The 19705-nt window shown below is 72.6% G+C and carries 10 protein-coding genes; 3 read left to right on the top strand and 7 right to left on the bottom strand.

The window, feature by feature from the left end:
* Positions 1–21: 21 nt before the first annotated feature.
* Genes OG897_RS01285 through OG897_RS01270 form a run of 4 tightly spaced genes read right to left on the bottom strand, consistent with a single transcriptional unit; the run spans position 22 to position 2396 of the window.
* Positions 22–666 carry an aminodeoxychorismate/anthranilate synthase component II gene (locus tag OG897_RS01285; protein ID WP_266652001.1) on the bottom strand — a complete coding sequence of 215 codons (645 nt, stop codon included), beginning with the start codon at positions 664–666 and terminating at the stop codon, positions 22–24.
* Positions 663–842, bottom strand: a complete 180-nt coding sequence (locus tag OG897_RS01280; RefSeq protein ID WP_266651999.1) for a hypothetical protein — start codon at positions 840–842, stop codon at positions 663–665. Before OG897_RS01280 ends, OG897_RS01285 begins: the two co-directional genes overlap by 4 nt.
* 57 nt (positions 843–899) lie before the next feature.
* Entirely contained in the window at positions 900–1616 is a 717-nt protein-coding gene (locus tag OG897_RS01275) for a class E sortase (RefSeq protein WP_266656478.1), read from the bottom strand.
* Positions 1617–1670: 54 nt separating this feature from the next.
* Positions 1671–2396, bottom strand: a complete 726-nt coding sequence (locus OG897_RS01270; protein ID WP_266656476.1) for a DUF881 domain-containing protein — start codon at positions 2394–2396, stop codon at positions 1671–1673.
* Between the two features lie 325 nt (positions 2397–2721).
* Between OG897_RS01270 and crgA the strand changes: the two genes are divergently transcribed.
* Positions 2722–2979: a cell division protein CrgA gene (gene crgA / locus OG897_RS01265; RefSeq protein WP_266651997.1), complete on the top strand. Its 258-nt coding sequence runs from the start codon at positions 2722–2724 to the stop codon at positions 2977–2979.
* 334 nt (positions 2980–3313) lie between these two features.
* Here crgA and OG897_RS01260 read toward each other — a convergent pair whose 3' ends face one another.
* Together OG897_RS01260 and OG897_RS01255 are read right to left on the bottom strand one after the other, a co-directional pair.
* Positions 3314–4231: a rhomboid family intramembrane serine protease gene (locus OG897_RS01260; RefSeq protein ID WP_266651995.1), complete on the bottom strand. Its 918-nt coding sequence runs from the start codon at positions 4229–4231 to the stop codon at positions 3314–3316.
* Between the two features lie 30 nt (positions 4232–4261).
* A complete protein-coding gene (locus OG897_RS01255) occupies positions 4262–4789 on the bottom strand; it encodes a peptidylprolyl isomerase (protein ID WP_266651993.1) in 528 nt (175 codons plus the stop codon).
* 354 nt (positions 4790–5143) lie between these two features.
* On the opposite strand from OG897_RS01255, the gene OG897_RS01250 reads away from it, so the two are divergent.
* Both OG897_RS01250 and OG897_RS01245 read left to right on the top strand, forming a co-directional pair.
* The gene (locus tag OG897_RS01250; protein WP_266651991.1) at positions 5144–5854 is read left to right on the top strand and encodes a DUF5324 family protein; all 711 of its coding nucleotides are present in this window, start codon (positions 5144–5146) and stop codon (positions 5852–5854) included.
* 371 nt (positions 5855–6225) lie between these two features.
* Positions 6226–8994 (top strand): AAA family ATPase, encoded by a 2769-nt coding sequence (locus tag OG897_RS01245; protein ID WP_266651989.1) that lies wholly within the window; start codon positions 6226–6228, stop codon positions 8992–8994.
* Positions 8995–9092: 98 nt separating this feature from the next.
* On the opposite strand, the gene OG897_RS01240 is transcribed toward OG897_RS01245, so the two are convergent.
* Positions 9093–19646 carry a type I polyketide synthase gene (locus tag OG897_RS01240; RefSeq protein WP_266651987.1) on the bottom strand — a complete coding sequence of 3518 codons (10554 nt, stop codon included), beginning with the start codon at positions 19644–19646 and terminating at the stop codon, positions 9093–9095.
* Positions 19647–19705: the final 59 nt, after the last annotated feature.

The following is a 19705-nucleotide window of genomic DNA, read 5'->3' as shown; positions in this document are numbered from 1 at the left end:
CGTGCTCGGGACGCAGTGCCGTCACGCGACGGCCTTGGCCGCACCCACCACCGGGGCCAACCCGGCCGACCGTCCCACCGCCTCCGTGTCACCGCACTGCACCAGCCAGTTCGCGAGCATCAGGTGCCCCCACTCGGTCAGCACCGACTCCGGGTGGAACTGCACGCCCTCGACCGGAAGGTCCCGGTGGCGCAGCCCCATCACGATGCCGTCGGCGGTCCGCGCGGTCACCTCAAGGACGTCCGGAACGGACGCGGGTTCAGCGGCGAGCGAGTGGTAGCGGGTCGCGGTGAACGGTGACGGCAACCCGGCGAACACGCCCGCGCCCTCGTGCAGCACCGGCGACGTCTTGCCGTGCAGCAGCTCCGGCGCCCGGCCGACCACACCGCCGTACGCGACCGCCATCGACTGCATGCCCAGGCACACCCCGAACACCGGAATCCCGTTGTCCGCGCAGTGCCTGACCATGTCGACACAGACGCCCGCCTGCTCGGGTGCGCCCGGACCCGGCGACAGCAGTACGCCGTCGAAGCCGTCCTGGGCGTGGCTCAGTTCCACCTCGTCGTTGCGCAGCACCTCGCACTCGGCGCCCAGCTGGTACAGGTACTGGACCAGGTTGAAGACGAAGCTGTCGTAGTTGTCGACGACCAGGATGCGCGCGCTCATGAGGTGTTCGACCCGTTCTTTCCGTCGACCGTCACGTCACCGAACGGCAGCAGCGGCTCGGCCCACGGGAAGACGTACTGGAAGAGCACGTACACCACCGCCAGGATCAGCACGAGCGAGATGAACGCGCGCACCCCTGCGTTGCCCGGCAGATGCCGCCAGATCCAGCCGTACATGCTGTCCCTTCCCGTTCGGTGGTGACCAGACTAAAGGGCAGGGGCAAGCAGGTGGGCTCAGCCGTCCAAAGCGGCGGGCCTGCCCTCGCCCACCGGCTGGGTGGCGTCCAGGTGCGCCCAGGCGATCAGCCGGTGACTGCTGCCCCATTCGGGGTCGCAGGTGGTGAGGGTCAGGTAGCGGCCGGGCCCGTCGAACCCGGCCTTGCGCGGCACCGGATCGACGACTCCCACATCACTGGGCACGGTCAGGTAGGGCTTCTTCTCGATGCGGTACGTGAACCAGGTCGTGCCGTCGTTCACGACCACCGCGTCGCCGCGCCGCAGCTCGGGGAAGTCCTTGAAGGGGTCGCCGTAGGTCCTGCGGTGCCCGGCAACGGAGAAGTTGCCCGTCTCGCCCAGACGCGCGGTGCCCTCGTAGTGGCCCAGGCCCTTCTTGAGCGTCCCGGTGCCGGTGCCCTCCAGCACCGGCCAGTCCCACGTCCTGCCGAAGCGCGGCACGTACATCACGGCGAAGGGCTTGCCGTCGCGGTACGCGGGCCCGGCGGGCGGAGCGCCCTGGCCCGGTGCACCTGCTGTGGTGCTCGCACCGGGCGCCTGTGCCGGTGTGTGCGGGCGCTGCGCCCACTCCTGCTCCAGCAGGTCGATCTGCCCGTCGGACGCGCTGTAGGCGTGAACGCCGGTCCAGAAGAGCAGGTACACCACGAAGAGGACGATGAGCGCGCCCGCGGTGATGCAGAGCTCGCTGAACGTCCTGACGACCAGTCGCACCGACAGTCCCACCGGCCCCACCGACCCCACTGACACCGGGGAAGCCCCCCTCCCGAGCCCCTACGGTTGTCGCACGGGCTTCGCGTAGTGGAGATCCACTGTGCCCGAGTAGCCCGGCAGAGTCACCGCTTCGCGCTCGTCGACTTTCCATCCGAGTCCGTACGCCTTGACGTACAGCTGGTAGTTCTGGAGCGCGGGGGAGGCGGCGAGGGACTGCTTGAGGCGGCTGCGGTCGCCCACCGCGGTCACCGTGTACGGGGGCGAGTAGACGCGACCCTGGAGGATCAGGGTGTTGCCGACGCAGCGGACGGCGCTGGTGGAGATGAGGCGCTGGTCCATGACCTGGATGCCCTGGGCGCCGCCCTCCCACAGGGCGTTGACGACGGCCTGGAGGTCCTGCTGGTGGATGACCAGGTCGTTGGGGTGCGGCTTGGGGTATCCGGGGTTGGCGGTGGCGCCGGGAGGTGCGTCGTTGAGGGTGACGGTGAGGGCGTCGCCCGCGAGCTTCTTCGTCCCGGCGGCCTTCTCCAGGACGCCCAGTCTGGCGTCCTCGGCCCGGGTGCTGCCGTCGTCGCGGCGGGCGAGCGCGTCGACCTCGCCGCGCACCACACCGGTGGACTTCTCCAGCTCCTTGTTCTTGTCGCTGCGCTGGCGGGTCAGGTCCGAGAGCTTCAGCAGCGAGTCGTCCGTGCGGATGTTGGTGCCCTTGGCCGTGTTGAAGCTGGTGACGAAGATGAGCCCGGCGAGGGCGAACACGGCGGCGGTGAGCAGGCGCACGGGACGCAGCGCGGGACGGCGTACGGCAGACCGGTTGGGCTGGTCCGGCTGGTCCGGCCACTGGTCCGAGGGCGGGTCCGCAGGCCGGTCCGCAGGCTGGTCCGCGGGCCGATCCGTCGGCCGGTCCGGGGACGAATCCTGTGGCCGATCCGTGGACCGCTCCGGAGAGTCGGCAGAATTGCTCATACCCTTATCTCCTTCGACGCCGCGGAAGCACTACGCTAACGGACGCCTGGGGGAGGCCGTGTTCCCCCCACAGGCTCCCGCCCTGCCCCTTGGCGTCACGCCACAGTTCTCTGCGCGGTCACGCAGCGCATCGACAGGAGAGTCCCTCGTGCCGAAGTCACGTATCCGCAAGAAGGCCGATTTCACGCCTCCGGCCGCCACGAAGAAGGCGACAGCGATCAAGCTGACGAGCCGCAGCTGGGTCGCACCGGTGATGCTGGCGCTGTTCCTGATCGGGCTCGCCTGGATCGTGCTGTTCTACGTGACCGAGGGCGATCTGCCCCTCAAGAGCCTGGAGAACTGGAACATCGTGGTCGGCTTCGGCTTCATCGCCGCGGGCTTCGGCGTCTCCACCCAGTGGAAGTAGGGGCCTCCACACAGTGGAGGTAGGGGCCTGGGCGCGGGGACGCACCGGCACATAGAGGCCCTGTCCCACAAGCACTCCCCAGAACTGTCCACAGCGTTATCCACACCTGAGGAAAAGTTACGACGATCTGTGGATAACTCCCACGCTGTTGACGCCAGTGTGATCGCATCCTCACCCTGAACCGCTCTGACGCCCCTTGTCCTGGCCGGGAAAACCCAGCTCAGCGACGAGGGGCTCAGTTGTTCCCGCGTTTCCCCACCGCGTGCACAGCCGTGACCACGTGCTGTGGACAACGTACGGAGGTCCGGGTCGAAAGTCCGTTGCCCACAGCTGCTCAGCTGACCAGCGTGGCCGTTCTGACCAGCACGGTCACCAGAACGGCGACGAACACCAGGCCGAAGGTCCCGGCCTGCACGAGGGCCCGCCTGTCGCGCGGCGCGTACACCAGCCCCAGCGCCAGCAGCACGCCCGCCACGAGGCCGCCGATGTGGGCGGTCCAGGAGATGCCGGGGACGCCGAAGGTGATGATCAGGTTGATGACCAGCAGGGCCAGGACGGGCCGCATGTCGTACTTCATGCGCTTCATCAGCACCGCGGTCGCACCGAACAGCCCGAAGATCGCCCCCGACGCACCCAGCGAACCGCTGCCGGGCGCGGTGACCGCGTACGTCAGCGCGCTGCCCGCCAGCCCGGACACCAGGTACAGGGCGGTGAACCGGGCCCGGCCGAGCGCCGCCTCCAGCGGCCCGCCCAGCCACCACAGACTCAGCATGTTGAAGGCGATGTGCCAGATCTCCTGGTGCAGGAACACCGACGTGAACAGCCGGTACCACTCCCCGGCCGCCACCCCGTGGGACACCAGGTAGGGCGGCGGCGGCCACGCGCCGACCAGGAGGAGCTCGTCGACGACCCGCTGGCCGGTGTCGGGGATCCAGGTGAGCGCGAACACCAGCAGGTTGATCCCGAGGAGGATCTTGGTGACGAGCCGGGGGTCACCGCCCCGCACCGCGCTGCCGACGATGTTCCGGGGCTGGTTCGCGGTGGGCGCGTGCCCCGTCCCCGAGCCGCCGCGCACACAGTCGGGGCACTGGAACCCCACGGACGCACTGACCATGCAGTCCGTGCAGATCGGCTTGTCACACCGGGTGCACCGGATGCCGGTCTCCCGGTCGGGGTGCCGGTAGCAGTGCGGCACGGGGTCGTGCGCGTCGTCGGCGGGCTGCTGGTCCGGGCTCTTCGGCGGCTGCTGCATGCCGTCCATTGTCACGAACTCGGTCCGCGCTCAGCGCTTCTCGACCACGATCGTCTCCACGACGACGTCCGTCACGGGCCTCTCGGTGCGCGGGTTGCGCTCCGCGCGGGCGATCGCGTCGACGACCTTCTTGCTCGCCGCGTCGACGACCTCTCCGAAGATGGTGTGCTTCCGGTTGAGCATGACGGTCGGCTCGACGGTGATGAAGAACTGCGACCCGTTGGTGCCGGGACCGGCGTTCGCCATGGCCAGCAGATACGGCTTGTCGAAGCTGAGCTCGGGGTGGAACTCGTCGGCGAACTCGTACCCGGGGCCGCCCATCCCGTTCCCCAGCGGATCACCGCCCTGAATCATGAAACCGCTGATCACCCGGTGGAAGATCGTGCCGTCGTACAGCTTCTCGGTGGTCTTCTCCCCGGTCGCGGGGTTGGTCCACTCGCGTTCGCCGCGAGCGAGCTCGACGAAGTTGCGGACCGTCTTCGGCGCATGGTTCGGCAGCAGCCGGATCTCGATGTCGCCCCGGCTGGTCCTGAGAGTGGCGTAGAGCTGCTCGGCCACGGGTCATCCTCCGCTGAAGTCCTGACGGGCCCGCTGTGTTGCTCCAGCCGGGCGTGCGTCGATCCTCGCACGCGGCCACCCGTGCGGGCTCGGGCCGGGCCCGCACGACCGTCGGCTGACCGGCTTTCTTCGGACGAGTACGTACGGAACCGGCGCACCCGGCCGAGAAGCGTGGCATTGTCGTCCGCAGTTCCCCTTGCACCGTATTTGCCCCATGGTCTCCGTTCATGGCCCTGCATGACCGTTCATGACCCGGATGCCCTTCCACACGTGCCGGGATTGCCTGTGCCGGGCATGATTTCGAACTGGGTGGAAAGGCGCATCGACGAAGCGCCACCGAGGAGGAGGATTTCCGTGACCCGTAAGGACAGCGTGCGCAGCGCGACCAGTACGGCGAAGGACAGCGTGCGACACGCCGCCGAAGTGGTGGCGCCCTACGCGGGCACGGCCAAGGACACGGCCGTGCACTACGCGCACGAAGCCCGGACCAAGATCGCGCCACGTGTTTCGCACGCCACCCACCAGGCGGCCGAGCAGGCCCGCGCCCAGTACGGGACGCATCTCGCCCCCCGTATCGAGCAGGCCCGCACCCATGTGCCCGCCCAGGTGGAGGAGGCGGCCCACAAGGCTGCCGTACGGACCAGGAAGGCGGCCAGGCAGGCCGCCGACTACGCGGCGCCCCGCGTCGAGCAGGCCGTCGCCGCGGCCCAGCCCGTGCGTGAGGAAGCGGCGGCCCGCAGCACGGCCGCGCTGGCCGCACTGCGCGGTCAGGTCTCCGCGAAGGAGGTCCAGAAGCTGGTGCGCAAGCACGAGCGGCGGGCCCGTTCGGGACGGCTCGCCAAGCGCCTGACGGTGCTCGGGCTGCTGGCGGGCGGCGCGTTCGCCGCCTGGAAGTGGTGGGACAAGCAGGCCAACCCGGACTGGCTGGTCGAGCCCCCGGCCGCCACCGAGGTCCACGACCGCACCCCGCTGACGTCGGTCGACAGCAACGGCACGGCGGTCCTCGACCCCGAGGTCGAGGCCAAGCAGGCCGAGGCGGAGGCAGCGGACCCCAAGGACCGCTGACCCCCCACCCGTACGCACGGCACGACGAAGGGCCCCCCGAGCTGCGATCGCGCAGCCTCGGGGGGCCCTTCGTCGTGACCGCTCCGGGAAGACCGTGCTGGAGGCCCTTGGCGAACGGCCTGAAACGTCGTCGCATTCCGTCGGCCGACCGACGTTCCAGCACGGAGAGCGCCGAAGAGAGGGTTTCCCCCGGCCGCCGTCAAGAAGGCGGGGCTTGTCACGGACTGCAACCGCCACGCCGTCGAGAAGACCTCATTGTGGTTCGAAAACTTTCCGACATATGATCGAGTTGGGTTCGACTGCATAACCATATCGGCCTTCGGGGGGGCGCAGTCTTACACAAACCCCACCCGGTCAAGGGGGAATTCGAGATGCACTTATTCGGGCGTTCGAGAGAACTGCAGGCCATCCGCAGGGCCTTCGTCGACAGCCGCGGGGGACACGGTCGACTCGTCATCGTCACCGGTGGGCCAGGGTCCGGCAAGACCCAGCTGGTCCACGAATTCCTCGCCACCTTGAACGGTGCCGACACTCGAATAGTCACCGCCACGGCCAGCGTGACCGAGCGTGACCTCCCGATGAGCCTCGTTCGGCAATTACTGCGTAACGCCCAGGCGGAGTACGCGATATCACATCGCGACGCATCCTCGGTGCATTCCCATGTCAATAACATATGTATTTTGGGCGACGGCGACCTGGACAGTCACACAGCGGCAGGCGACGAACTGGCCGAGAAACTGCTGTGCGCCTCCGACGACGGGCGCTCTCTGGTCATCGCCGTGGACGACGCCCATGCCATGGATCTGGCCTCTTTGGAGACTCTGGTCCATCTGCTGCGCCGCAGTCACTCCCGGCAGGTGCTCGTCGTGTGCGCGACATCCGGCCATTTCGGCGAAGTGAGCTCCCCCGCGCACACACAGCTGCTGCGCCAGCCCCATCGACGGGTGCGACTGGCCCCGCTGACGGTGGAGAACATCGGCGAGCTGCTCGCCTCCCAGGCCGGGCAGACCCTGCCGCTGAACGTCAGTGCCGACTACCACCGGGCGACCGCGGGCAGCCCCCTGCTGGTGCACGCGATGCTGGACGACAGCACGCGCTTCGGTCCCGAGATCGACCGGCCCGTCGCCGGTGCCGCCTACCGTCAGGCCGTACTGTCGCTGCTGCACCGCAGCGAGGCGAGCCACGTCGCGGTGGCGCGGGCGCTGGCCGCGCTGGGCCCGCTGTCGGGCACCGTCTTCGCCGGTGAGCTGACCGGCACCACCCCGTCGCGTGCCCAGGACGCCGTCGACGTCTTCAACTCCTCCGGGCTGCTGGACGGCACCGCCTTCCGGCACCCGACCGCCGCCTCGGCGGTCCTCGAGGACATGGAGCCGTCCGAACGTGCCGCACTGCACGGCCGGATCGCCCACGTCCTGTACCGGTCCGGCGCCCCGGACGGCGAGGTGGCCCGGCACCTGCACGCCGCGGACCTCGTCCCCGACGGCTGGGGCGCGCGCACCCTCCAAGCGGCGGCGGAGCAGTCGCTGGCCGCCGACGACGTGGAGCGCTGCACCGCCTACCTCGACCTGGTCCGGCGGGACTGCACCGACGAGCTCGAACGCCACGCGCTGTCCGCGGCGCTGGCCCGTGCGCAGTGGCGCACCAATCCGGCGGCGGCCAGCCCGCACCTGGAGCCGCTGCGCGGGCCCGCGCTGGCCGGCCGGCTGAACATGCGGGACACCTCCACCGTCCTGCGCTGCCTGCTGTGGCAGGGCGACACGGAACTCGCCGCCCAGACCGTGGCCAGCCTCGTCCACGCGCAGTCGCCCGCCGACGCCCAGATCGTCGCCGAGGTGGAGTTCGTACGGCAGTGGTTCTACGGTGCCGCGCTTCCCACCCAGCCCGCCGACGGTCGCCTGCGCCCGGTGCACGCGGGCACCGGACTGGCCGTCCGGGTGGCGGCGCTCATCGGCGGCGAGGCGACCGACGAGTCGGCGGCGGCCGTCGCGCAGACGCTCCAGGGGCACCAGCTGGACCACCTCAACCTCGAGCTGGTCGCGATGGCGCTCCTGGCGATCGCGCACGCGGACCACTCCGGGATCGCCGCCGACGCCTGCGACGTGCTCCTGGAGTCCGCGAAGGAGCGCCGGGCGACGACCTGGCAGGCTGTGCTCGGTGCCGTACGCGCCGAAATAGCCCTGCTCCAGGGAGACATGGCGACCGCAGCGCAGGGCTCGCTGGCCGCTCTCGGCCTGCTGCGCGCCCAGAGCTGGGGCGTCCTCATCGGGCTTCCGCTGTCGACCGCGATCTACGCGCAGACCGCCATGGGCCACTACGCCGAGGCCGAGGAACTCCTCAAGCACGACGTGCCCGAGCCGACGTTCCGTACGGTCTTCGGCATCCAGTACCTGCGGGCCCGAGGTCATCACTACATCGCCACCGACCGGGCCTTCGCGGCGCTCAACGACTTCGAGACCTGCGGCCGGCTGCTGCGCGAGGGCAACCCCAGTCTGCAGAAGGGCATCCCCTGGCGGTCCGACCTGGCGCTGGCCAACCTCCGGATCGGCAAGGCCCGTACGGCACGCGAATGGGCCGAGAAACAGTTGCAGCTGCCCGGCGGCCACAGCTCCCGGGCCCGTGCGATGGCGCTGCGGCTGATGGCGGCGACCGGCAAGCCGCACCGCCGCGCCGCGCTCCTGCACGAGGCGATCGACCTGCTCAAGTCGTGCGGCGACCGGTACGACCTGGCGCACGCGTACGCCGATCTGTCCGCCGCGCACTACGAGTTGGGCGAGTACGACCGGGCCAGGCTGGTGGCGCAGCAGGCCGGGCGGGAGGCCGCGGCCTGCCGCGTCGAGTCGCCGGTCGACGCGCACCTGCTGGAGGAACCCGTGCCGCCGCAGAGTGCCGAGTCCAAAGCGGGACCGGCGATTCTGAGTGACGCGGAGTGCCGGGTCGCCGGTCTCGCCGCGCTCGGGTACACCAACCGCGAGATCAGCGCCCGCCTCCATGTCACCGTCAGTACGGTCGAGCAGCACCTCACCCGGGTCTATCGCAAGCTGCACGTGGCCAGTCGTACCGAGCTGCCTTCTCAGATGCTGGAGGACCTCATTCCCAAGCTGTCGGCCCGCTGGGCCTCCACTCATTCGTCCGTCGACTGATCGGTCCGGTCGCTGCGGCGGCCCTGCGGGAAGGGCGCCCCTGCCCGGAGCATCCGGCGGGATGCTCCGGGCCCCGGTCCGACCGGCCGGGCGGGTGATCAGCTGTAGGTGCCGAGTTCGTCGTCGAGGATGCCGAAGAGCTCGGCGGCCGTGGCCGTCTCCAGCTTCTCGCCGCCGCCGCTCTGTGCGGTGTCCTCCTCCCGCCACCCGTCGGTGGCGTCCCAGCGTGCGCTGAGGGTGCGCAGTCGGACGGCCACCCGGGCGCGCTGTTCGCCGTCCAGCGCGGTCGAGTCCAGCGCCTCGCCCAGCATCGTCTCCAGGCGCATCACCTCGGCCTCGATGTCGGGGGCGGCGGACGTGGTGTCCCCGCCGAGTTCCGCGAAGAGGTGCCGGGCGAGGGCGTCGGACGTCGGGTAGTCGAAGGTGAGGGTGGTGGAGAGCCGCAGTCCTGTGGCGGCACTCAGCCGGTTGCGCAGTTCCAGGGCGGCCAGCGAGTCGACGCCCAGGTCCCCGAGGGAACGCTGGGGGTCGACGGCGCTGGAGGAGTCGTGCCCGAGGACCTCGGCGACACAGCCGCACACCGTGTCCACCAGCAGCTGGAGGGCGTCGGCGCCGGTCGACCGGGCCAGCCGCTGCGGCAGGTCGTCGGTGGTGACCGCCGTGGCCGTCGCCGCCTTCGCCGTACGGCGCGCGGCCGTCGGGGCGAGACCGCGTATCAGGGCGGGGGCGTCGTCGGTGACCTGGACCCGGATCGGCAGCAGCAGTGAGCTGTCGGCGGTGGTCAGCGCGCGGTCGAACAGGTCGAGCGCCCGGTCGGCGGGGAGCGGCAGGATGCCGTCGCGCGCCAGGCGGCGCAGCTCGGTCTCGCCGAGTCCGGCCGCCATGCCCTCGCCGGTGTCCCACAGTCCCCAGCCGAGCGACAGCGCGGGCAGTCCTTCGGACAGGCGTCGCGCGGCGAGGGCGTCCAGGAAGGCGTTTCCTGCCGCGTAGTTGGCCTGGCCCGCCGCGCCCAGGGAGCCGGCCGCGGAGGAGAACAGGACGAACGCGGTCAGGCCGAGGCCGCGGGTCAGTTCGTGGAGGTTCCAGGCGGCGTCCGTCTTGGGCCGCATGACCGCGTCCAGCCTCGGCAGGGTGAGGTCGGTGAGCAGCCCGTCGTCCAGGACGCCCGCCGCGTGCACCACGGCGGTCAGCGGGTGCCCGGCAGGTACGGACGCGAGCAGTTTTTCGAGCGCGGCCCTGTCGGTGGCGTCGCAGGCGGCGATGGTCACCGTCGCGCCCAGGGCCCTCAGGTCGTCGAGGGTGTCGTCCTCGGGGAGCCGCCCGGTCCGCCCGGCCAGCAGCACATGGCGTGCGCCGTGCCGGACGACCAGGTGCCGTGCCAGGAGCCGGCCGAGGCTGCCGGTGCCGCCGGTGACGAGCACCGTGCCCTGCGGGTCGAGCCCGGGGTGCCGCTCGGTGTCGTCGGTCCTTGCCAGTTCCGGTACGTACACGGTGCCTGCCCGCAGGGCGAGTTCGGGTGCGCCGGTCGCCACGGCGGCTGCCAGGGCGGCGTCCGACGCGGGGTCGCCGTCGGTGTCGGCGAGCACGAACCGGCCGGGGTGTTCGACGGCGGCCGAGCGCACCAGGCCCCAGATCACGGCCTGTGCGGGGTCGGGGGAGCCGTCGGCGTGCACGGCGACGGCGGAGCGGGTCAGGACCACGAGCGGCGTGCCGTCGGGTGTGTCCGGCGTGTCTGGTGTGTCTGAGAGGTGCTGCCGCAGCGCGGTGAGGGCCTGGGCGGCCGTGTCGCGGGCCAGGGCGGGCAGTTCGGCTCCCGGGTCGCTCGCGGTCACGGTCACGGTGCGGGGTGCGGGCGCGGAGCCGTCGGCGGTGACCGGCAGGGGGGTCCAGCGCACGCGGAACAGGTCGCCGGGCGCGGGCCGGGCCGCGCCCAACTGCTCGGCGGTCACCCGGCGGGTCCGCAGGGCCGTCACCTCGGCCACGGGTGCCCCGGTGCCGTCGTAGAGGCGCAGGGTCATGTGGTCGGTGCCGTGCGGGGTGAGCCGCAGTCGTACCGCCGTGGCGCCGGTCGCGTACAGGGTGACGCCCTCCCAGGAGAAGGGCAGGGTCATCACGCTGGGGTCCTGGCCGTCGAGCAGGTCGATGGCGTGGAGGGTGGAGTCGAGCAGCGCCGGGTGGATGCCGAAGCCGTCGGCCGCTTCGGTGTCGGGCAGAGCGAGTTCGGCCCAGACCTCCTCGCTGAGCCGCCACGCGGCGCTCAGGCAGCGGAACGACGGGCCGTAGTGGTAGCCCTGTTCGGCGAGGTGGTCGTAGGTGCCGCTGACGTCGAGCGGTTCGGCTCCGGTGGGCGGCCAGGCGTCCAGCGCGGCCGGTTCCAAGGTGGTGGCGGGGGCGAGGACGCCGGTGGCGTGCCGGGTCCAGTCGCCGTCGGCGCCCTCCGGGCGGGCGTGCACGGTCAGCTGTCGGCGGCCGTCGGCGTCGGGGGCGGCGGCGGACACCTGGAGGTGCACGGCGCCGTGCCCGGGCAGCACCAGGGGGCGTTCCAGGGTGAGTTCCTCGATCTGTCCGCAGTCGACGCGGTCGCCGGCCTGGACCGCCAGTTCGACGAAGGCGCTGCCGGGGACGAGAACGACGTCCGCGACGGCGTGGTCCGCGAGCCACGGGTGGGTGGTCAGGGAGAGGCGGCCGGTGAGGGTCACCCGGTCGTCGTCGGCGAGGTCGAGGGCCGCGCCGAGCATCGGGTGCCCGGTCGGTGCCTGGCCGAGGCCGCCCGCGTCGGTGGCCGCGCCCGTCCCGTCGTCCAGCCACAGGCGTTGCCGCTGGAAGGCGTAGGTCGGCAGGTCGGTGCGTCGCGCGCCGGTCGGGGCGAACACCCGCTCCCAGTCGACGTTCAGTCCTCGGACGTGGGCGGTGCCGAGCAGGGTCGCGAACGTCTGCTCCTCGTCCCGGTCCCGGCGCAGCGCCGGGGCGAACGCCGCACCCTCGGGGTCGGTGACGGCGTGGGCGCCCATGGCCGACAGGACGGCGTCGGGGCCGAGTTCGAGGAAGGTGCGGACGCCGTCGGCCTCCAGGGTGCGGACGCCGTCGCCGAAGCGGACGGTCTCGCGGACGTGCCGGACCCAGTATTCGGGCGCGCACAGTTCGTCCTCGGTGGCGCGCTCTCCGGTCACGTTGGAGACGACGGGGATCGTGGGCGGCGCGTACCGCAGCTCACGGGCCACCTTCTCGAACTCCGCGAGCATCGGGTCCATCAGCGGGGAGTGGAAGGCGTGGCTGACCCGCAGCCGCTTGGTGCGGCGTCCCGCGAAGACCTCGGCCACGGCACTCACCGCGGCCTCGGTGCCGGAGACCACGACGGCGCGGGGGCCGTTGACCGCGGCGATCGACACGTCGGGGCCGAGGTGGGGGCGTACCTCTTCCTCGGTGGCGTCGACGGCGAGCATCGCGCCGCCTGCGGGCAGCGCCTGCATGAGCCTGCCGCGCGCGGTGACCAGCCGGGCGGCGTCGTCCAGGTCCCATACCCCGGCGACGTACGCGGCGGTGAGTTCACCGATCGAGTGGCCGGCCAGCCAGTCCGGGCGGACCCCCTGGGACTCCAGCAGCCGGAACAGGGCCGTCTCCACGGCGAACAGCGCGCTCTGCGTGTACAGGGTGTGGTCGAGGAGGTCGGCGTCCTCGGTGCCGGGCCCGGCCCACATCACCTCCTTGAGGGGGCGGTCGAGATGGGCGTCCAGCGCCCGGCAGACCGTGTCGAGCGCGTCGCGGAACACGGGGTGGGCGGCGTGGAGGCCGCAGCCCATGTCGGTGCGCTGGGCGCCCTGCCCGGTGAAGAGGAAGGCGGCCTTGCCTCCGGCGGGACGGCCGCGGACCACGGTGTCGGCGGCGGTGCCGTCGGTCAGCGCGGTGAGTCCTGCGACGAGTTCGTCCCGGTCCCGGGCCACGACCGCGCCTCGGTGGGTGAGGGCGGCGCGGCCCGTGGCGAGGGAACGCGCGAGGTCCCCCAGCGGCCGGTCGGCGACCGCGAGCAGCCGTGCGGCCTGGCCCGCCAGCGCCTCGGCGGTGGCGCCGGAGATCACCAGGGGCAGCAGCGGGGCGGCCGCCGGTTCCCGGTCCGGGGCGGCTTCCGCGAGCGGTGCCTCTTCGATGATGGTGTGCACGTTGGTGCCGCTGATGCCGAAGGAGGAGACACCGGCCCGGCGCGGACGGTCGCCCGCCGCCCAGGGCTGCTCCTCGGTCAGCAGGCGTACGTTGCCCGCGTCCCAGTCGACCTTCGTCGACGGCTCGTCGACGTGCAGCGTCCTCGGCAGGACCCCGTGCCGCAGCGCCATCACCATCTTGATGACGCCCGCGACACCCGCGGCCGCCTGGGTGTGGCCCAGGTTCGACTTCACCGACCCCAGCCACAGGGGCAGTTCACGGTCCTGGCCGTACGTGGCCAGCAGCGCCTGCGCCTCGATCGGGTCGCCCAGCGTCGTGCCCGTGCCGTGCGCCTCGACCACGTCCACGTCCGTGGCCGACAGCCGCGCCGCCGACAGGGCCTGCCGGATGACCCGCTGCTGGGACGGGCCGTTCGGCGCGGTCAGACCGTTGGACGCGCCGTCCTGGTTCACCGCCGAACCCCGCACCACCGCGAGCACCGGGTGCCCGTTGCGCCGCGCGTCCGACAGCCGCTCCAGGACGAGCATGCCGACGCCCTCGGACAGGGCCGTGCCGTCCGCCGCGTCGGCGAAGGACTTGGCCCGGCCGTCGGCGGAGAGATTGCGCTGCCTGCTGAAGTCGACGAACGTGTCGACGGTCGACATCACCGACACACCACCGGCGAGCGCCATGCCGCATTCGCCCTGCCGCAGCGCCTGCGCTGCCAGGTGCAGGGCCACCAGGGACGACGAGCAGGCCGTGTCGACGGTGAGGGTCGGGCCCTCCAGACCGAGGGCGTAGGCGACCCGGCCGGAGGCGACGCTGCCGAGGCTGCCGTTGCCGAGGTAGTCGCGCACGGACTCCGGGACGTGGTTCAGGCGGCTGCCGTAGTCGTGGTACATGACGCCCGCGAAGACGCCGGTACGGCTGCCGCGTACGGAGAGCGGGTCGATGCCGCCGCGCTCCAGCGCCTCCCAGGCCGTCTCCAGGAGCAGCCGCTGCTGCGGGTCCATGGCCAGGGCCTCGCGGGGGCCGATGCCGAAGAAGTCGGGGTCGAAGTCGGCGGCGTCGTAGAGGAATCCGCCCCCTCGGGTGCTGCAGTGGCCGGCCTTGCCGGGCTCCGGGTCGTAGAGGCCCTCCAGGGGCCAGCCCCGGTCGGCGGGGAAGGTGCCGATGCCGTCGCCGCCGTCGGCCAGCAGCCGCCAGAGGTCCTCGGGCGTGCTGACGCCTCCGGGGTAACGGCAGGCCATGGCGACGATGGCGATCGGCTCGTCCGCTTCCTTCGGTCCGCCTTGCGGGGCGGTTTCGCCGACGGGCTCGGCTTCCGCGCCGAAGAGTTCCGTCCTCAGGTAGCCCACCAGCGCGCCCGCGTCGGGGTAGTCGAAGACGAGCGTGGCGGGCAGCCGCAGGTCGACCGCGTTGCCGAGCCGGTTGCGCAGTTCGACCGCGGTGAGCGAGTCGAAGCCCAGCTCGCGGAAGGAACGCCGCTGGTCGAGCGCCATGTCGTTGCCATGGCCCAGGACCGCGGCGGCGTGGGTGCGGACCAGCTCCACGAGCGCCGCCTCGCGTTCGGCGGGGCCGAGGGCGGCCAGCCGGTCGGCGAAGGACCCGGAGCCCGCGCGGGAGGCCGCGGTGCGGCGGGCGCGCGCCGGGACGAGTCCGCGCAGTACGGCCGGGACGTCACCGGCGCGGCGCAGCGCGGCCAGGTCCAGGCCGACGGGGATCAGCAGCGGCTCGGCGGAGGCGAGGGCCGCGTCGAGCAGGCCCAGGCCCTCGTCGGTGGACAGGGGGCGGACGCCCGCGCGGGCCATGCGGTCCACGTCGGCGTCGGTGAGGTGGGCGGTGAGCCCGGTGCGCTGCTCCCAGAAGCCCCAGGCCAGGGAGTGCGCGGGCAGCCCGTGGTGCCTGCGGTGGGCGGCGAGCGCGTCGAGGTAGGCGTTGGCTGCGGCGTAGCCGGACTGTCCCGCGCCGTCGACCGTGCCGGCGGCGGAGGAGAACAGGACGAACGCGGCGAGGTCGAGGTCGCGCGTCAGCTCGTGCAGATGCCGGGCCGCGTCGGCCTTGGGACGCAGTACGGCGTCCAGCCGCTCGGGCGTCTGGTCGGTGACGAGTCCGTCGTCGAGTACGCCGGCGAGGTGGACGACGGCGGTCAGCGGACGGTCGGCCGGTATCCCGGCGACGAGGGCGGCCAGTTGCTCGCGGTCGCCCGCGTCGCAGCGGGCCACGACGATCTCGGCGTCGACTCCGGTGAAGTCGTCGGTGGCGGTGCCGCTGCGCCCGGCGAGGACCAGGCGGCGCACCCCGTGCTCGGTGACCAGGTGGCGGGCGACCAGGGCGCCGAGCACTCCGGTGCCGCCGGTGATCAGCACGGTGCCGTCCGGGTCGAACGACGGCGCCTGCCCCTGCGGGGTGGTGCGGGCGAGCCGGGGCGTGTGCACGGATCCGTCGCGCAGGGCGAGTTGGGGTTCGTCGCTCGCCTCGGCGGCGGTCACCGCGGCGGCCGGGTCGCCGTCGGCGGAGTCCACCAGTACGAACCGGCCGGGCTCCTCGCCCTGCGCGGCCCTCACGAGGCCCCACACGGCGGCGCCCGCCAGGTCGGTGACGTCCTCGTCGCCCACGGCGACCGCGCCCCGCGTCAGGACCAACAGCCGTGACCGGGAGGTTCGTTCGTCGGACAGCCAGTTCTGTACGGCGGTCAGGGCCTGCTCGGTCGCACGCCTCGGGTCGGTGTCCTGGTCGTCGTGTCCGACGGGCAGTACGACCCACGCGGGCAGGGTGTCGAGGGCGGCGAGGCCCTGGTCGTCCAGGACCGCGTACGCGGGTGCGGTGGCCCCGGGCACGGGCAGTGCCGGCCAGTCCAGGCGGTAGAGGTCGTCGGTGCGGGCGCTCGACGTGAGGGCGGCCGGGTCGACGGGCCGGGAGACCAGGGCCTCGACCTCGGCGACCGGGGCGCCCGTCGGGTCGGCCAGCTGGAGGGAGAGCGTGTCGCCGCCGTGCAGGCGGACGCGCAGGGCGGTGGCCCCGGCCGCGTACAGCGACACGCCGGTCCACGCGAAGGGCAGCCGGGCGCCTTCCTGGCCGTCGGCGCCCAGCCCGTCGGCGTGCAGCCCGTCGGCGTGCAGGGCTGCGTCGAACAGGGCCGGGTGCAGGGCGAACGACTGGGCCTCCACGGGCAGTTCGACCTCGGCGAAGGTCTCGTCGCCGCGCCGCCAGGCCGCGTGCAGGCCCTGGAACGCGGGCCCGTAGTCGTAGCCGAGGGCGGCCAGTTGCTCGTAGGCGTCGTCGACGGGCAGCGGTTCGGCGCCCGGGGGCGGCCAGGCCGTCAGGTCGAAGTCGGGTGCGGCGGTCTGCGGGGCGAGGAGGCCGGTGGCGTGCCGGGTCCAGGAAGAGGTGCCGGTGGCCTCGGAGCTCTCGGAGCTCTCGGGCCGTGAGTGCACGGTCAGCGCGCGGTGGCCGGTGTCGTCGGCTGCGGCCACGTGCAGCTGGACCTGGACGGCTCCCCGGCCGGGCAGCACCAGCGGTGCCTGGAGGGTGAGATCGGCGAGGTGGGCGCAGTCGAGTTCGTGTCCCGCGCCGAGTGCCAGCTCGACGAGGGCGGTGCCGGGCAGCAGGGTGGTGCCGGACACGGCGTGGTCGGCGAGCCAGGGGGCCGTCGCGGTGGAGAGGCGCCCGGTGAAGACGGTGCCGCCCTCGGCGACCGGGACGGCGGCGCCCAGGAGGGGGTGCCCGGTGGTCTGGAGGCCCGCTGCGGTGACGTCGCCCGCGGACGCGGACCGGCCGAGCCAGTACCGCTCGCGCTGGAAGGCGTAGGTGGGCAGGTCGGCGGGGCGGACCCGCAGCTCGCCGAAGACGGCCGACCAGTCGACCGGCACACCGGACACGAACGCCTCGCCGAGGGCGGCCAGGACGCGCTCGGGGCCGCCGTTGTCGCGGTGCAGGGAGCCGAGTCCGGTGATGGGGGTTCCCGCCGCGTGGGCGGTCTCCTCGATGCTGTGGAGCAGCACCGGGTGGGGGCTGCACTCCACGAACACCCCGTATCCGGCGTCGAGCAGGGTGCGGGTGGTCGGCTCGAAGAGGACGCTCTGGCGCAGGTTGGTGAACCAGTACGCGGCGTCCATCGCGGTGGTGTCGAGCCGGGCGCCCGTCACCGTCGAGTAGAACGGCACCTCGGCCGGACGGCCCCTGACGCCGGAGAGGTCGGCGAGGAGCTGTTCGCGGATGGACTCGACGTGCGCGGAGTGGGAGGCGTAGTCCACCGGAAGCCGCTTGGCGCGGTCGCCGCCGGCCACGATGGTCTCGCGGAGTTCGTCGAGGGCGTCGGCGTCGCCGGACAGCACGACCGAGGAGGCGCCGTTGACCGCGGCCACCGAGACCCGTCCGTCGTAGGAGGCGAGGAGTTCCCGTGCGCGGGCCTCGGGCAGGGCGACGGACATCATGCCGCCCCGGCCGGAGAGCTCCCGGGAGATCGCCTGGCTGCGCAGGGCGACGACCCGGGCGCCGTCGGCCAGGGAGAGCGCGCCGGCCACGCAGGCGGCGGCTATCTCGCCCTGGGAGTGGCCGATGACGGCGGCGGGCCGCACACCGTGCGCGCGCCACACCTCGGCGAGGGACACCATGACCGCCCACAGGACCGGCTGGACGACGTCCACCCGCTCGATCGCCTCTCGCGCCCGTACGGTCGCGATCAGGTCCCAGTCGGTGACGGGGGCGAGGGCTGCGGCGCAGTCGGCCATGGTGGCGGCGAACACCGGTGAGGTGTCGAGCAGATCGGCGGCCATGCCGGCCCACTGGGAGCCCTGGCCGGGGAAGACGAAGGCGATCCGGGACTCCGTCGCCGGACGGCCGCGCACCAGGTTCGGCGCGTTGTCGCCTGCGGCGAGGGCGCTCAGCCCTGTGGTGAGGGCGGGCAGATCGGCACCGGTGACGACGGCCCGCTCGTTGAGTGCGGCGCGTCCGACGGCGAGCGTGTGGGCGACGTCGGGGACGGGCACGGGGCCGTCGGGGCCGTCGGCGAGGTGGGTGAGGTGGTCGAGGAGGACGCGGGCCTGGGCGGCGAGGCCGGGTTCGTTCTGCCCGGACAGCACCAGCGGGAGCGGGCCGGTCCAGGCGGGTTCCTCGTCCCGGGGCTCCGGTTCGGGTGCGGCCTCGACGATGACGTGGGCGTTGGTGCCGCTGATGCCGAAGGAGGACACGGCGGCGCGGCGGGGCTCGCCGGTCGCGGGCCAGTCACGGGCCTCGCTGAGCAGCTCGACGGCACCGGCCTCCCAGTCGACCTGGGAGGTGGCCCGATCCGCGTGCAGGGTCTTGGGCAGGCGGCCGTGCCGCGCGGCCATGACCATCTTGATGACGCCGGCGACTCCTGCGGCGGCCTGGGTGTGCCCGATGTTGGACTTCACGGAGCCGAGCCAGAGCGGCTCGTCGCGGTCCTGGCCGTAGGTGGCGAGCAGGGCCTGGGCCTCGATGGGGTCGCCGAGCGGGGTGCCGGTGCCGTGCGCCTCGACGGCGTGCACCTGGCGGGGTTCCAGGCGGGCGTCGGCGAGGGCGGCACGGATGACGCGCTGCTGGGACGGCCCGTTGGGGGCGGTCAGCCCGTTGGAGGCACCGTCCTGGTTGACGGCCGTACCCCGGACGACGCCGAGAACGCGGCGGCCGTTGCGGCGGGCGTCGCTGAGCCGTTCGAGGAGCAGCAGGCCGACGCCCTCGCCCCAGCCGGTGCCGTCCGCGCCCTCGGCGAAGGACTTGCAGCGGCCGTCGAGCGCGAGGCCCCGCTGGCGGGAGAAGTCGATGAAGGTGTCCGGGGTGGACATCACCGTCACGCCGCCCGCGAGGGCGAGGGTGCATTCGCCGGTGCGCAGCGCCTGCACGGCGAGGTGGAGGGCGACCAGCGACGACGAACAGGCGGTGTCGACGGTGACCGCGGGCCCTTCCAGGCCGAGGGTGTAGGAGACGCGTCCGGAGGCGACGCTGCCCAGGTTGCCGTTGCCGAGGTAGCCCTCGACGCCCTCCGGCACTTCGCTGAGCCAGCTGCCGTAGTCGTGGTACATCACGCCCGCGTAGATGCCGGTGCGGCTGCCGCGCAGGGTGTGCGGGTCGATGCCCGCGCGTTCGAACGCCTCCCAGGAGGTCTCCAGGAGCAGCCGCTGCTGCGGGTCCATGGCGATGGCCTCGCGCGGGCTGATCCCGAAGAACCCGGGGTCGAACTGCGGCGCGTCGTGGAGGAATCCGCCCTCGCGGACGTGGGTCCTGCCGGGGGCGTCGGGGTCGGGGTCGTAGATGTTCTCGACGTCCCAGCCCCGGTCGGCGGGGAAGTCGCCCACGGCGTCGGTGCCGGAGTCGACGAGCTTCCACAGCTGCTCGGGCGTGTTGACGCCGCCGGGGTAGCGGCAGCTCATCGCGACGATCGCGACGGGTTCCTGGGCCGCCTCGGTGATCTGGGCGTTCTGCTGGCGCAGCCGCTCGTTCTCGAGCAATGACTCGCGCAGCGCCTCGACGATCTGCTCGACGGATGTGTCCACGGTCGGTGTCGCTCCCTGCTGGCTCGGCGGCGCTGGTGACGCGATGGGGGATGTGCCTG

Source organism: Streptomyces sp. NBC_00237, assembly GCF_026342435.1.
In the GTDB taxonomy this organism is placed as follows: domain Bacteria; phylum Actinomycetota; class Actinomycetes; order Streptomycetales; family Streptomycetaceae; genus Streptomyces.
This window is presented reverse-complemented; position numbering and strand designations above follow the sequence as displayed.